Annotated in this window: 10 protein-coding genes and 4 tRNA genes; 13 read left to right on the forward strand and 1 reads right to left on the reverse strand. The window is 51.8% G+C overall.

The genetic code is table 11. From position 1 onward, the window contains the following. Positions 1-33: 33 nt before the first annotated feature. Positions 34-984 (reverse strand): type I pantothenate kinase, encoded by a 951-nt coding sequence (gene coaA / locus ACLHV9_RS01245; protein WP_028018278.1) that lies wholly within the window; start codon positions 982-984, stop codon positions 34-36. Between the two features lie 317 nt (positions 985-1,301). Here coaA and ACLHV9_RS01250 point away from each other — a divergent pair. The 13 genes from ACLHV9_RS01250 (at position 1,302) to rpoC (ending at position 15,372) form a co-directional block, all read left to right on the forward strand. After that, a tRNA-Thr gene (locus ACLHV9_RS01250) sits at positions 1,302-1,377 on the forward strand. Positions 1,378-1,385: 8 nt separating this feature from the next. After that, a tRNA-Tyr gene (locus ACLHV9_RS01255) sits at positions 1,386-1,470 on the forward strand. A gap of 117 nt (positions 1,471-1,587) precedes the next feature. Further along, positions 1,588-1,662 (forward strand) — tRNA-Gly (locus ACLHV9_RS01260). A 6-nt stretch (positions 1,663-1,668) separates the two neighbouring features. Continuing rightward, a tRNA-Thr gene (locus tag ACLHV9_RS01265) sits at positions 1,669-1,744 on the forward strand. Between the two features lie 118 nt (positions 1,745-1,862). Next, positions 1,863-3,047, forward strand: a complete 1,185-nt coding sequence (gene tuf / locus ACLHV9_RS01270) for an elongation factor Tu (RefSeq protein ID WP_014830236.1) — start codon at positions 1,863-1,865, stop codon at positions 3,045-3,047. A gap of 229 nt (positions 3,048-3,276) precedes the next feature. After that, entirely contained in the window at positions 3,277-3,660 is a 384-nt protein-coding gene (gene secE, locus ACLHV9_RS01275; RefSeq protein WP_013094999.1) for a preprotein translocase subunit SecE, read from the forward strand. A 1-nt stretch (position 3,661) separates the two neighbouring features. After that, positions 3,662-4,207, forward strand: coding sequence for a transcription termination/antitermination protein NusG (gene nusG, locus ACLHV9_RS01280; RefSeq protein WP_003862341.1), 546 nt, complete (start codon positions 3,662-3,664; stop codon positions 4,205-4,207). Positions 4,208-4,363: 156 nt separating this feature from the next. Then, entirely contained in the window at positions 4,364-4,792 is a 429-nt protein-coding gene (gene rplK, locus ACLHV9_RS01285) for a 50S ribosomal protein L11 (RefSeq protein WP_008503452.1), read from the forward strand. A gap of 3 nt (positions 4,793-4,795) precedes the next feature. After that, positions 4,796-5,500 (forward strand): 50S ribosomal protein L1, encoded by a 705-nt coding sequence (gene rplA, locus ACLHV9_RS01290; protein WP_013095000.1) that lies wholly within the window; start codon positions 4,796-4,798, stop codon positions 5,498-5,500. 291 nt (positions 5,501-5,791) lie between these two features. After that, a complete protein-coding gene (gene rplJ / locus ACLHV9_RS01295; protein ID WP_004097644.1) occupies positions 5,792-6,289 on the forward strand; it encodes a 50S ribosomal protein L10 in 498 nt (165 codons plus the stop codon). 66 nt (positions 6,290-6,355) lie between these two features. Further along, positions 6,356-6,724, forward strand: coding sequence for a 50S ribosomal protein L7/L12 (gene rplL / locus ACLHV9_RS01300; protein ID WP_014882064.1), 369 nt, complete (start codon positions 6,356-6,358; stop codon positions 6,722-6,724). Between the two features lie 319 nt (positions 6,725-7,043). Next, the gene (rpoB, locus tag ACLHV9_RS01305) at positions 7,044-11,072 is read left to right on the forward strand and encodes a DNA-directed RNA polymerase subunit beta (protein WP_014882065.1); all 4,029 of its coding nucleotides are present in this window, start codon (positions 7,044-7,046) and stop codon (positions 11,070-11,072) included. Positions 11,073-11,148: 76 nt separating this feature from the next. Further along, entirely contained in the window at positions 11,149-15,372 is a 4,224-nt protein-coding gene (gene rpoC, locus ACLHV9_RS01310; RefSeq protein ID WP_028018476.1) for a DNA-directed RNA polymerase subunit beta', read from the forward strand. The last annotated feature ends 18 nt before the right edge of the window (positions 15,373-15,390 follow it).

Below are 15,390 nucleotides of genomic sequence, written 5' to 3' on the forward strand. Positions count from 1 at the left end.
CGGCGTTAAGCCGGTTTTTTTATCTCTGCGCTATTATTTCCGCAAGCGAATCTGGTCGACAGCGTGCTTCTCGCTCTTGGTGAGGATTAAGCTCGCACGCTCGCGCGTTGGCAGGATGTTCTCTTTCAGGTTCACGTAGTTGATCTCGTTCCACAGCCCTCTTGCCACATTAACCGCTTCTTCTTCAGAAAGCTGGGCGTAGTGATGGAAATAGGAGTCCGGATCAGTGAATGCCCCCTCACGGAACTTCAGGAAGCGGTTGATATACCAGTTCTGGAGTAAATCTTCCGGCGCATCGACATAAATAGAGAAATCGACAAAATCGGAGACAAACACATGATGCGGATCGTGAGGATAGTCCATTCCGCTTTGCAGAACGTTCAGCCCTTCCAGAATCAGGATATCCGGCTGGACCACCGTTTTATCTCCGTCCGGGATGCGATCGTAGATCAGGTGTGAATACACCGGCGCAGTCACGTGAGGCACGCCCGATTTCAGGTCAGAAACAAATTTCACCAGACGGTGCATATCATAAGAGAGCGGGAAGCCTTTCTTCTTCATCAGCCCGCGTTCTTTTAGTACTTCGTTTGGATGCAGGAAGCCATCGGTGGTGATCAGCTCCACGCTGCGGTGCTCCGGCCAGCGGCTCAGCAGCGCCTGCAGGACACGCGCAGTCGTGCTTTTACCTACGGCCACGCTACCCGCAATACTAATGATATAAGGAATGCGTTGACCATTCGTCCCGAGGAACTGTTCCAGCACCGCCTGACGGCGCAGGTTGGAACTTATATAGAAGTTAAGCAAGCGAGAGAGGGGGAGATATATTTCTGCGACCTCTTCCAGGGACAGGTCTTCGTTTATCCCTTTTAACCGTGCGATTTCACCTTCCGTCAGCGTCATAGGGACGGAATCACGCAGGGCAGCCCACTGGCTGCGGTTAAAATGAAGATAAGGTGTCATTAACGATTGCTCTTTTTTGCTCATAAGCATGCTTCAGTGAGCCAGCACAATACTGCCGGATCATGGCTCATCACACAGTTAATTTTGGACAATGGGCAGGAGGTTAACACCAGATGACAGGAATAATAAGAAAAAAGATGGAAAGCGCTGCGTTACGCGTAAGCCGTCACGCTACGGTGTATACCGTGCAAATCAGCGTGATATGTTGAATATTTGACCTCGAATGACTGCTTTTACAGCGTTCAGTACGCTGTTCGCATAAAATGTGAGCGAAAGAACGTTTTATGCAAATTTTTAGTTGCATGACTGCGCAGGTATCCATAGAATGCGCGCTACTTGATGCCGACTTAGCTCAGTAGGTAGAGCAACTGACTTGTAATCAGTAGGTCACCAGTTCGATTCCGGTAGTCGGCACCATCAAGTCCGGTGGGGTTCCCGAGCGGCCAAAGGGAGCAGACTGTAAATCTGCCGTCACAGACTTCGAAGGTTCGAATCCTTCCCCCACCACCACTTTCTGGCAGCGTTAATGCCGCCGGAGCTGGTTGGAAAAATTAACCAGCTCAAACTTAAAAAGAGAGAAATCTCTTTTTTTGTTACAGAAAGAACTGGGTAGCCGAGTTTCAGGATGCGGGCATCGTATAATGGCTATTACCTCAGCCTTCCAAGCTGATGATGCGGGTTCGATTCCCGCTGCCCGCTCCAATACGTGCTGATATGGCTCAGTTGGTAGAGCGCACCCTTGGTAAGGGTGAGGTCCCCAGTTCGACTCTGGGTATCAGCACCACTTCACTTCTCCTTCCCGTTTCTCTCTGTTTCAATTTTACTGTATTCAACAATTCAGGCATTTCGCCTGGTTGATGTGGTGATATCACCGATTTATCCGTGTCTTAGAGGGACAATCGATGTCTAAAGAAAAGTTTGAACGTACAAAACCGCACGTTAACGTCGGTACTATCGGCCACGTTGACCATGGTAAAACAACGCTGACCGCTGCAATCACTACCGTTCTGGCAAAAACCTACGGTGGTTCTGCTCGCGCATTCGACCAGATCGATAACGCACCAGAAGAAAAAGCTCGTGGTATCACCATCAACACCTCTCACGTTGAGTACGACACCCCGACTCGCCACTACGCACACGTAGACTGCCCAGGCCACGCCGACTATGTTAAAAACATGATCACCGGTGCTGCGCAGATGGACGGCGCGATCCTGGTTGTTGCTGCGACTGACGGCCCAATGCCTCAGACCCGTGAGCACATCCTGCTGGGTCGTCAGGTAGGCGTTCCTTACATCATCGTGTTCCTGAACAAGTGCGACATGGTTGATGACGAAGAGCTGCTGGAACTGGTAGAGATGGAAGTTCGTGAACTGCTGTCTCAGTACGATTTCCCAGGCGACGATACTCCAATCGTTCGTGGTTCTGCTCTGAAAGCGCTGGAAGGCGATGCAGAGTGGGAAGCGAAAATCATCGAACTGGCTGGCTTCCTGGATTCTTACATCCCAGAACCAGAGCGTGCGATTGACAAGCCATTCCTGCTGCCAATCGAAGACGTATTCTCCATCTCCGGTCGTGGTACCGTTGTTACCGGTCGTGTAGAGCGCGGTATCATCAAAGTTGGTGAAGAAGTTGAAATCGTTGGTATCAAAGAGACTGCGAAGTCTACCTGTACTGGCGTTGAAATGTTCCGCAAACTGCTGGACGAAGGCCGTGCTGGTGAGAACGTTGGTGTTCTGCTGCGTGGTATCAAACGTGAAGAAATCGAACGTGGTCAGGTTCTGGCGAAGCCAGGCTCAATCAAGCCACACACCAAGTTCGAATCTGAAGTGTACATTCTGTCCAAAGACGAAGGCGGCCGTCATACTCCGTTCTTCAAAGGCTACCGTCCACAGTTCTACTTCCGTACTACTGACGTGACCGGTACCATCGAACTGCCAGAAGGCGTAGAGATGGTAATGCCAGGCGACAACATCAAGATGGTTGTGACTCTGATCCACCCAATCGCGATGGACGACGGTCTGCGTTTCGCAATCCGTGAAGGTGGCCGTACCGTTGGCGCGGGCGTGGTTGCTAAAGTTCTCGGCTAATTGCTGATAACATTTGACGCAATGCGCAATAAAAGGGCATCATTTGATGCCCTTTTTGCACGCTTTCACGTCAGAACCTGGCTCATCAGTGATTATTTTTGTCATAATCATTGCTGAGACAGGCTCTGCAGAGAGCGTATAATTCGAAAAGCGAATTAGCATTTCGATTTGGTTTGCCTCGCGATCGCGGGGTGAAAATGTTTGTAGAATACTTCTGACAGGTTGGTTTATGAGTGCGAATACCGAAGCTCAAGGGAGCGGGCGCGGCCTGGAAGCGATGAAATGGGTAGTGGTAGCCGTTCTGCTGATCGTAGCGATTGTTGGCAACTACCTTTATCGTGACATTATGCTGCCGCTACGTGCGCTTGCAGTGGTAATTCTGATTGCTGCAGCGGGTGGTGTCGCGCTGTTGACGACGAAAGGCAAAGCGACCGTCGCTTTTGCTCGCGAAGCGCGTACCGAAGTCCGCAAGGTAATTTGGCCGACTCGCCAGGAAACATTGCACACCACGCTGATTGTAGCGGCGGTTACCGCTGTAATGTCACTGATCCTGTGGGGACTGGATGGTATTCTGGTTCGCCTGGTATCCTTTATCACTGGCCTGAGGTTCTGAGATGTCTGAAGCCCCTAAAAAGCGCTGGTACGTCGTTCAGGCGTTTTCCGGTTTTGAAGGCCGCGTAGCAACGTCGCTGCGTGAGCATATCAAATTACACAACATGGAAGAGTTATTTGGCGAAGTTATGGTTCCGACCGAAGAAGTGGTCGAGATCCGTGGCGGCCAACGTCGCAAAAGCGAGCGTAAATTCTTCCCGGGTTACGTGCTGGTTCAGATGGTTATGAACGACGCGAGCTGGCACCTTGTGCGCAGCGTACCGCGTGTGATGGGCTTTATCGGCGGCACATCTGACCGTCCGGCGCCAATCAGCGACAAAGAAGTTGATGCGATTATGAACCGCCTGCAGCAGGTGGGTGATAAGCCGCGTCCGAAAACGCTGTTTGAACCGGGTGAAATGGTTCGTGTTAATGACGGTCCATTTGCTGACTTTAATGGTGTGGTTGAAGAAGTGGACTACGAGAAGTCCCGCCTGAAAGTTTCTGTTTCTATCTTCGGTCGTGCGACCCCGGTAGAACTGGACTTTGCCCAGGTCGAAAAAGCCTAAGCAGCGATCAAAAAAGCGACGATTTAATCGTTGCACAGGGCGCGAGATTGGAATACAATTTCGCGCCTTTTGTTTTTATGGGCAACGGCCCGTAAAACGAATTTTATTCACGGGGAGCCTCGCTGAGGCGTTATTACCCAATCAGAGGATTTTAGAATGGCTAAGAAAGTACAAGCCTACGTCAAGCTGCAGGTTGCAGCTGGTATGGCGAACCCAAGTCCACCAGTTGGTCCAGCTCTGGGTCAGCAGGGTGTGAACATCATGGAATTCTGTAAAGCGTTCAACGCAAAAACTGAATCCCTGGAAAAAGGTCTGCCAATCCCAGTCGTAATCACTGTTTACGCTGACCGTTCTTTCACTTTCGTTACCAAAACCCCTCCAGCAGCTGTTCTGCTGAAGAAAGCGGCTGGTATCAAGTCTGGTTCCGGTAAACCGAACAAAGACAAAGTGGGTAAAATTTCCCGCGCTCAGCTGCAGGAAATCGCGCAGACCAAAGCTGCCGACATGACTGGTGCCGACATTGAAGCGATGACTCGCTCCATCGAAGGTACTGCACGTTCCATGGGCCTGGTAGTGGAGGACTAAGAAATGGCTAAACTGACCAAGCGCATGTCCGTGATCCGTGACAAAGTTGATGCGACCAAACAGTACGACATCAACGAAGCTATCGCTCTGCTGAAAGAACTGGCTACCGCTAAGTTCGTTGAAAGCGTTGACGTTGCTGTTAACCTGGGCATCGATGCTCGTAAATCTGATCAGAACGTTCGTGGTGCAACTGTACTGCCACACGGTACTGGCCGTTCCGTTCGCGTAGCTGTATTTACTCAGGGTGCAAACGCAGAAGCTGCTAAAGCTGCTGGCGCTGAACTGGTAGGTATGGAAGATCTGGCTGACCAGATCAAGAAAGGCGAAATGAACTTCGACGTTGTTATCGCATCTCCAGATGCAATGCGCGTTGTTGGCCAGCTGGGCCAGGTTCTGGGTCCACGCGGCCTGATGCCAAACCCGAAAGTGGGTACCGTTACTCCTAACGTTGCTGAAGCGGTTAAGAACGCTAAAGCAGGTCAGGTTCGTTATCGTAACGACAAAAACGGCATCATCCACACCACCATCGGTAAAGTGGACTTCGACGCTGACAAACTGAAAGAAAACCTGGAAGCTCTGCTGGTTGCGCTGAAAAAAGCAAAACCAACTCAGGCGAAAGGCGTGTACATCAAGAAAGTTAGCATCTCCACCACCATGGGTGCAGGTGTTGCAGTTGACCAGGCTGGCCTGAGCGCTGCTGCAAACTAATGCCTTTACGTGGGCGGTGATTTTGTCTACAATCTTACCCCCACGTTTGCTAACGAAAGTTAGCGGCTAAAAGATTTGTTCGTTGGAGCCTGGCCTATCCAGGCCTCCGTCGAAGACCGCAGGTGTTTCGTAAGAGACTTAATCCCCTGCGTAGACGGTGACAGAACGCTAAGATTATTTTTTGAATACTCTGGCTTGTTTCTGCTCACCGTATTTAGACGCTCTTCCCGTTGGGTCGAGTGAAGTGAGTTCCGGAACATGAGTTCCGGCAAACATCCAGGAGCAAAGCTAATGGCTTTAAATCTTCAAGACAAACAAGCGATTGTTGCTGAAGTCAGCGAAGTAGCCAAAGGCGCGCTGTCTGCAGTAGTTGCGGATTCCCGTGGCGTTACTGTAGACAAAATGACTGAACTGCGTAAAGCAGGTCGTGAAGCTGGCGTATACATGCGTGTTGTTCGTAACACCCTGCTGCGTCGCGTAGTTGAAGGTACTCCATTCGAGTGCCTGAAAGACACGTTTGTTGGTCCGACCCTGATTGCATACTCTATGGAACACCCGGGCGCTGCTGCTCGTCTGTTCAAAGAGTTCGCGAAAGCGAATGCAAAATTTGAGGTCAAAGCTGCAGCCTTTGAAGGTGAGTTGATCCCGGCATCGCAAATCGATCGCCTGGCAACCCTGCCGACCTACGAAGAAGCAATTGCACGCCTGATGGCAACCATGAAAGAAGCTTCGGCTGGCAAACTGGTTCGCACTCTGGCTGCTGTTCGCGATGCGAAAGAAGCTGCTTAATCGCAGTTGTCTTTATAAAGCATTTGCTTACGTATAAACTTATTCTGATTTTCAGGAACAATTTAAATGTCTATCACTAAAGATCAAATCATTGAAGCAGTTGCAGCTATGTCCGTAATGGACGTTGTAGAACTGATTTCTGCAATGGAAGAAAAATTCGGTGTTTCTGCTGCTGCCGCTGTAGCTGTTGCTGCTGGCCCAGCTGCTGACGCTGCTGAAGAAAAAACTGAATTCGACGTAATTCTGAAAGCTGCAGGCGCTAACAAAGTTGCTGTTATCAAAGCAGTACGTGGCGCAACTGGCCTGGGTCTGAAAGAAGCTAAAGACCTGGTAGAATCTGCTCCAGCTGCGCTGAAAGAAGGCGTGAGCAAAGACGACGCAGAAGCACTGAAAAAATCTCTGGAAGAAGCTGGCGCTGAAGTTGAAGTTAAATAAGCCAACTTTTCTGGTTGCAGCCTAAGTAATTAGGCTGATGGCTGGTGACTTTTTAGTCACCAGCCTTTTTGCGCTGTAAGGCATCAGTAGCATTTCACACTGTTTGACTGCTGGTTGTCCTGACAATGCTTGTTTCTATCGACGACTTAATATATTGCGACAGGGTGCTCGCTCTGTGTAAATCGCAACGAAATGGTTTAAGCGTGATAGCAACAGGTATTGCGGAAAGTATTCAATTTTCCGGTCCACAAAATGGTGTTGCACAAACTGTCCCTTCGTCGGACAGATGGGTCGACTTGTCAGCGAGCTGAGGAACCCTATGGTTTACTCCTATACCGAGAAAAAACGTATTCGTAAGGATTTTGGTAAACGTCCACAAGTTCTGGACATTCCATATCTCCTTTCTATCCAGCTTGACTCGTTCCAGAAGTTTATCGAGCAAGATCCTGAAGGGCAGTACGGTCTGGAAGCAGCCTTCCGTTCCGTGTTCCCGATTCAGAGCTACAGCGGTAATTCCGAGCTGCAGTACGTCAGCTATCGCCTTGGCGAGCCGGTGTTTGACGTTCAGGAATGTCAGATCCGTGGCGTGACCTATTCCGCACCGCTGCGCGTAAAATTGCGTCTGGTGATCTATGAGCGCGAAGCGCCAGAAGGCACCGTAAAAGACATTAAAGAACAAGAAGTCTACATGGGTGAAATTCCACTCATGACAGACAACGGTACTTTCGTCATCAACGGTACTGAGCGTGTTATCGTTTCCCAGCTGCATCGTAGCCCGGGCGTCTTCTTCGACAGCGATAAAGGTAAAACACACTCTTCCGGTAAAGTACTGTATAACGCGCGCATCATTCCTTACCGTGGTTCATGGCTGGACTTCGAGTTCGATCCAAAAGACAACCTGTTTGTCCGTATCGACCGTCGTCGTAAACTGCCTGCAACCATCATTCTGCGTGCGCTGCAATATACCACTGAGCAGATCCTGGACCTGTTCTTTGAGAAAGTGATCTTTGAAATCCGCGACAACAAGCTGCAGATGGAGCTGGTGCCGGAACGTCTGCGTGGTGAGACCGCGTCGTTCGACATCGAAGCCGACGGCAAAGTGTATGTGGAAAAAGGTCGCCGTATCACCGCGCGCCACATCCGCCAGCTGGAAAAAGATGATATCAAACACATCGAAGTTCCAGTTGAATACATTGCAGGAAAAGTAGCCGCGAAAGATTACGTTGATGAATCAACTGGCGAGCTGATCTGCCCGGCGAACATGGAGCTGAGCCTGGATCTGCTGGCTAAGCTGAGCCAGTCTGGCCACAAACGTATCGAAACGCTGTTCACCAACGATCTGGACCATGGTCCATACATCTCTGAGACTATCCGCGTCGACCCAACGACCGATCGTCTGAGTGCGCTGGTTGAAATCTACCGCATGATGCGTCCTGGTGAGCCACCAACTCGCGAAGCGGCTGAAAGCCTGTTCGAGAACCTGTTCTTCTCCGAAGACCGCTACGATCTGTCCGCGGTTGGTCGTATGAAGTTCAACCGTTCTCTGCTGCGTGATGAGATCGAAGGTTCCGGTATCCTGAGCAAAGACGACATCATCGAAGTGATGAAGAAGCTCATCGATATCCGTAACGGTAAAGGCGAAGTGGATGATATCGACCACCTCGGCAACCGTCGTATCCGTTCCGTTGGCGAAATGGCGGAAAACCAGTTCCGCGTTGGCCTGGTACGTGTAGAGCGTGCGGTGAAAGAGCGTCTGTCTCTGGGCGATCTGGATACCCTGATGCCTCAGGATATGATCAACGCCAAGCCGATCTCTGCAGCAGTGAAAGAGTTCTTCGGTTCCAGCCAGCTGTCTCAGTTCATGGACCAGAACAACCCGCTGTCTGAGATCACGCACAAGCGTCGTATCTCTGCACTCGGCCCAGGCGGTCTGACCCGTGAACGCGCAGGCTTCGAAGTTCGAGACGTACACCCGACTCACTATGGTCGCGTATGTCCAATCGAAACGCCTGAAGGTCCAAACATCGGTCTGATCAACTCCCTGTCCGTGTACGCACAGACAAACGAATACGGTTTCCTTGAGACGCCGTACCGTAAAGTGACTGACGGTGTTGTAACCGACGAAATTCATTACCTGTCTGCTATCGAAGAAGGCAACTACGTTATCGCTCAGGCGAACTCCAACCTGGATGACGAAGGCCACTTTGTAGAAGATCTGGTTACCTGCCGTAGCAAAGGCGAATCCAGCTTGTTCAGCCGCGACCAGGTTGACTACATGGACGTATCCACCCAACAGGTGGTATCCGTCGGTGCGTCCCTGATCCCGTTCCTGGAACACGATGACGCCAACCGTGCATTGATGGGTGCGAACATGCAACGTCAGGCCGTTCCGACTCTGCGCGCTGATAAGCCGCTGGTTGGTACCGGTATGGAACGTGCTGTTGCCGTTGACTCCGGTGTTACTGCGGTTGCTAAACGTGGCGGTACTGTTCAGTACGTGGATGCCTCTCGTATCGTTATCAAAGTTAACGAAGACGAGATGTACCCGGGTGAAGCAGGTATCGACATTTATAACCTGACTAAATACACCCGTTCTAACCAGAACACCTGTATCAACCAGATGCCTTGCGTATCTCTGGGTGAGCCAGTTGAGCGCGGCGACGTGCTGGCAGACGGTCCGTCCACCGACCTCGGTGAACTGGCGCTCGGTCAGAACATGCGCGTAGCGTTCATGCCGTGGAACGGTTACAACTTCGAAGACTCCATCCTCGTCTCCGAGCGTGTGGTTCAGGAAGATCGTTTCACCACCATCCACATTCAGGAACTGGCATGTGTGTCCCGTGACACCAAGCTGGGGCCAGAAGAGATCACCGCTGACATCCCTAACGTGGGTGAAGCTGCGCTCTCTAAACTGGATGAATCCGGTATTGTTTACATCGGTGCGGAAGTGACCGGCGGCGACATTCTGGTTGGTAAGGTAACGCCGAAAGGTGAAACCCAGCTGACGCCAGAAGAGAAACTGCTGCGTGCAATCTTCGGTGAGAAAGCGTCTGACGTTAAAGACTCTTCTCTGCGCGTACCAAACGGTGTTTCCGGTACGGTTATCGACGTTCAGGTCTTCACTCGTGATGGCGTTGAAAAAGATAAGCGTGCGCTGGAAATCGAAGAGATGCAGCTCAAACAGGCTAAGAAAGACCTGTCTGAAGAACTGCAGATCCTCGAAGCAGGTCTGTTCAGCCGTATTTATGCGGTGCTGGTTGCCGGTGGCGTTGAAGCTGAGAAGCTCGACAAACTGCCACGCGATCGCTGGCTGGAACTGGGCCTGACCGACGAAGAGAAACAAAATCAGCTGGAACAACTGGCTGAGCAGTATGACGAACTGAAACACGAGTTCGAGAAAAAACTCGAAGCGAAACGCCGTAAAATCACTCAGGGCGACGATCTGGCACCAGGCGTGCTGAAGATTGTTAAGGTATATCTGGCTGTTAAACGTCAGATCCAGCCTGGTGATAAGATGGCAGGTCGTCACGGTAACAAGGGTGTTATCTCTAAGATCAACCCGATCGAAGATATGCCGCACGATGCTAACGGTACGCCGGTAGATATCGTACTGAACCCACTGGGCGTACCGTCTCGTATGAACATCGGTCAGATTCTGGAAACCCACCTGGGTATGGCTGCAAAAGGTATTGGCGACAAGATTAACGCCATGCTGAAACAGCAGCAGGAAGTCGCGAAACTGCGCGAATTCATCCAGCGTGCCTACGATCTGGGTACCGACGTGCGTCAGAAAGTCGACCTGAACACCTTCAGCGATGAAGAAGTGCTGCGTCTGGCAGAGAACCTGCGCAAAGGTATGCCAATTGCAACGCCGGTATTCGACGGTGCAAAAGAAGCTGAAATTAAAGAGCTGCTGCAACTGGGTGGTCTGCCAACGTCTGGTCAGATTACGTTGTTTGACGGCCGTACCGGTGAACAGTTCGAGCGTCCGGTAACCGTAGGTTACATGTACATGCTGAAACTGAACCACCTGGTCGACGACAAAATGCACGCTCGTTCTACCGGTTCTTACAGCCTGGTTACTCAGCAGCCGCTGGGTGGTAAGGCACAGTTCGGTGGTCAGCGCTTCGGGGAGATGGAAGTGTGGGCGCTGGAAGCATACGGCGCGGCATACACCCTGCAGGAAATGCTCACCGTTAAGTCTGATGACGTGAACGGTCGTACCAAGATGTATAAAAACATCGTGGACGGCAACCATCAGATGGAACCGGGCATGCCAGAATCCTTCAACGTACTGTTGAAAGAGATTCGTTCGCTGGGTATCAACATCGAACTGGAAGACGAGTAATTCTCGCTCAAACAGGTCACTGGTGCCGGGTTAACCCCCGGCACCAGATTGTGCTAACTCCGACGGGAGCAAATCCGTGAAAGATTTATTAAAGTTTCTGAAAGCGCAGACTAAAACCGAAGAGTTTGATGCGATCAAAATTGCTCTGGCTTCGCCAGACATGATCCGTTCATGGTCGTTCGGTGAAGTTAAAAAGCCGGAAACCATCAACTACCGTACGTTCAAACCTGAGCGTGACGGCCTTTTCTGTGCGCGTATTTTCGGGCCAGTAAAAGATTACGAGTGCCTGTGCGGTAAGTACAAGCGCCTGAAACACCGTGGTGTGATCTGTGAGAAGTGCGGCGTTGAAGTGACCCAGACCAAAGTGCGCCGTGAGCGCATGGGCCACATCGAGCTGGCATCTCCAACCGCTCACATCTGGTTCCTGAAATCTCTGCCGTCCCGTATCGGTCTGCTGCTGGATATGCCGCTGCGCGATATCGAACGTGTTCTGTACTTCGAATCTTATGTGGTTATCGAAGGCGGGATGACGAATCTGGAACGTCACCAGATCCTGACTGAAGAGCAGTATCTGGACGCGCTGGAAGAATTCGGTGACGAATTCGACGCGAAGATGGGTGCGGAAGCTATTCAGGCCCTGCTGAAGAGCATGGATCTGGAGCAAGAGTGCGAGCAGCTGCGTGAAGAGCTGAACGAAACCAACTCCGAAACCAAGCGTAAAAAGCTGACCAAGCGTATCAAACTGCTGGAAGCGTTCGTTCAGTCTGGTAACAAACCAGAGTGGATGATCCTGACCGTTCTGCCGGTTCTGCCGCCAGATCTGCGTCCACTGGTTCCGCTGGATGGTGGTCGTTTCGCGACTTCTGACCTGAACGATCTGTATCGTCGCGTCATTAACCGTAACAACCGTCTGAAACGTCTGCTGGATCTGGCTGCGCCGGATATCATCGTACGCAACGAAAAACGTATGCTGCAGGAAGCAGTAGATGCCCTGCTGGATAACGGTCGTCGCGGTCGTGCGATCACCGGTTCTAACAAACGTCCTCTGAAATCTTTGGCCGACATGATCAAAGGTAAGCAGGGTCGTTTCCGTCAGAACCTGCTCGGTAAGCGTGTTGACTACTCCGGTCGTTCTGTAATCACCGTAGGTCCATACCTGCGTCTGCATCAGTGCGGTCTGCCTAAGAAAATGGCGCTGGAGCTGTTCAAACCGTTCATCTACGGCAAGCTGGAGCTGCGTGGCCTGGCCACCACCATCAAAGCCGCTAAGAAAATGGTTGAGCGTGAAGAAGCTGTCGTTTGGGATATCCTGGACGAAGTTATCCGCGAACACCCGGTACTGCTGAACCGTGCACCAACCCTGCACCGTCTGGGTATCCAGGCATTTGAGCCAGTCCTGATTGAAGGTAAAGCTATCCAGCTGCACCCGCTGGTTTGTGCGGCATATAACGCCGACTTCGATGGTGACCAGATGGCTGTTCACGTACCGCTGACGCTGGAAGCCCAGCTGGAAGCGCGTGCGCTGATGATGTCTACCAACAACATCCTGTCTCCAGCGAACGGTGAACCTATTATCGTTCCTTCTCAGGACGTTGTATTGGGTCTGTACTACATGACCCGTGACTGTGTTAACGCCAAAGGCGAAGGCATGGTGCTGACTGGCCCGAAAGAAGCTGAGCGTATTTATCGCGCTGGCCTGGCCTCTCTGCATGCGCGCGTTAAAGTGCGTATCACCGAATACGAAAAAGATGAAAACGGCGAGTTCGTTGCGAAAACCAGCCTGAAAGACACGACCGTTGGCCGTGCCATTCTGTGGATGATCGTACCGAAGGGTCTGCCTTTCTCCATCGTCAACCAGGCGCTGGGCAAGAAAGCGATCTCCAAAATGCTGAACACCTGTTACCGCATTCTGGGTCTGAAGCCGACCGTAATCTTCGCTGACCAGACAATGTACACCGGCTTTGCTTATGCAGCGCGTTCAGGTGCATCTGTTGGTATTGATGACATGGTCATCCCAGAGAAGAAACACGAGATCATCTCTGAAGCGGAAGCCGAAGTTGCTGAGATCCAGGAGCAGTTCCAGTCTGGTCTGGTAACCGCGGGCGAACGCTATAACAAAGTTATCGATATCTGGGCTGCGGCGAACGATCGTGTATCCAAGGCGATGATGGATAACCTGCAGACCGAAACCGTGATTAACCGTGACGGCGTTGAAGAACAGCAGGTTTCCTTCAACAGCATCTACATGATGGCCGACTCCGGTGCGCGTGGTTCTGCTGCACAGATTCGTCAGCTGGCAGGTATGCGTGGTCTGATGGCGAAGCCAGATGGCTCCATCATCGAAACGCCAATCACCGCGAACTTCCGTGAAGGTCTGAACGTACTCCAGTACTTCATCTCTACTCACGGTGCTCGTAAAGGTCTGGCGGATACCGCACTGAAAACAGCGAACTCCGGTTATCTGACGCGTCGTCTGGTTGACGTTGCGCAGGATCTGGTTGTAACCGAAGACGATTGTGGCACCCTCGAAGGTATCACCATGACCCCGGTTATCGAGGGTGGTGATGTTAAAGAGCCACTGCGCGATCGCGTACTGGGTCGTGTAACCGCGGAAGACATTCTGAAGCCGGGTACTGCAGACATTCTGGTTCCACGCAATACGCTGCTGCACGAACAGTGGTGTGACCTGCTGGAAGCAAACTCTGTTGACTCAGTGAAAGTACGTTCCGTTGTATCCTGTGACACCGACTTTGGTGTATGTGCGCACTGCTATGGTCGTGACCTGGCGCGTGGCCACATCATCAACAAAGGTGAAGCAATCGGTGTTATCGCGGCACAGTCCATCGGTGAGCCGGGTACACAGCTGACGATGCGTACGTTCCACATCGGTGGTGCGGCATCTCGTGCGGCTGCTGAATCCAGCATCCAGGTGAAAAACAAAGGTAGCATCAAGCTCAGCAACGCGAAGTCTGTTGTTAACTCCGCAGGCAAGCTGGTTGTGACCTCTCGTAACACCGAGCTGAAACTGATCGACGAATTCGGTCGTACCAAAGAGAGCTATAAAGTACCTTACGGTGCGGTTATGGCGAAAGGTGATGGTGAGCAGGTTGCCGGCGGTGAAACCGTTGCAAACTGGGATCCACACACCATGCCAGTTATCACCGAAGTAAGTGGTTTCATCCGCTTCACTGACATGATCGACGGCCAGACCATTACTCGTCAGACTGACGAGCTGACCGGTCTGTCTTCTCTGGTAGTTCTGGATTCCGCAGAGCGTACTACTGGCGGTAAAGATCTGCGTCCTGCGCTGAAAATCGTTGATGCTCAGGGTAACGACGTTCTGATCCCGGGTACCGATATGCCTGCGCAGTACTTCCTGCCAGGTAAAGCGATTGTTCAGCTGGAAGATGGCGTACAGATCAGCTCTGGTGACACCCTGGCGCGTATTCCTCAGGAATCCGGCGGTACCAAGGACATCACCGGTGGTCTGCCACGCGTTGCGGACCTGTTCGAAGCACGTCGTCCGAAAGAGCCGGCAATCCTGGCTGAAATCAGCGGTATCATTTCCTTCGGTAAAGAGACCAAAGGTAAACGCCGTCTGGTTATCACTCCAGTAGATGGCAGCGAGCCGTACGAAGAGATGATTCCTAAGTGGCGTCAGCTCAACGTGTTCGAAGGTGAACGTGTAGAACGTGGTGACGTGGTTTCCGACGGTCCAGAAGCGCCGCACGATATCCTGCGTCTGCGTGGTGTGCATGCTGTTACTCGTTACATCGTTAACGAAGTACAGGACGTATACCGTCTGCAGGGCGTTAAGATTAACGATAAACACATCGAAGTTATCGTTCGTCAGATGCTGCGTAAAGCAACCATCGAAAACGCAGGTAGCTCTGAGTTCCTGGAAGGCGAGCAGGTTGAATACTCTCGCGTTAAGATCGCTAACCGCGATCTGGAAGCGAACGGCAAAATCGGTGCGACCTTCGCACGCGATCTGCTGGGTATCACCAAAGCGTCTCTGGCAACCGAGTCCTTCATCTCTGCAGCATCGTTCCAGGAAACTACGCGTGTCCTGACCGAAGCGGCTGTTGCAGGTAAACGTGATGAACTGCGCGGTCTTAAAGAGAACGTTATCGTGGGTCGTCTGATCCCGGCTGGTACCGGCTATGCGTACCATCAGGATCGTATGCGTCGTCGTGCTGCGGGCGAACTGCCAGCTGCACCGCAGGTCACTGCTGAAGATGCATCCGCGAGCCTGGCAGAACTGCTGAACGCAGGTCTGGGTGGTTCCGACAACGAGTAATCGTTGATTCAGCTAATA

Source organism: Enterobacter sp. CPE_E890 (assembly GCF_046521475.1).
In the GTDB taxonomy this organism is placed as follows: domain Bacteria; phylum Pseudomonadota; class Gammaproteobacteria; order Enterobacterales; family Enterobacteriaceae; genus Enterobacter; species Enterobacter adelaidei.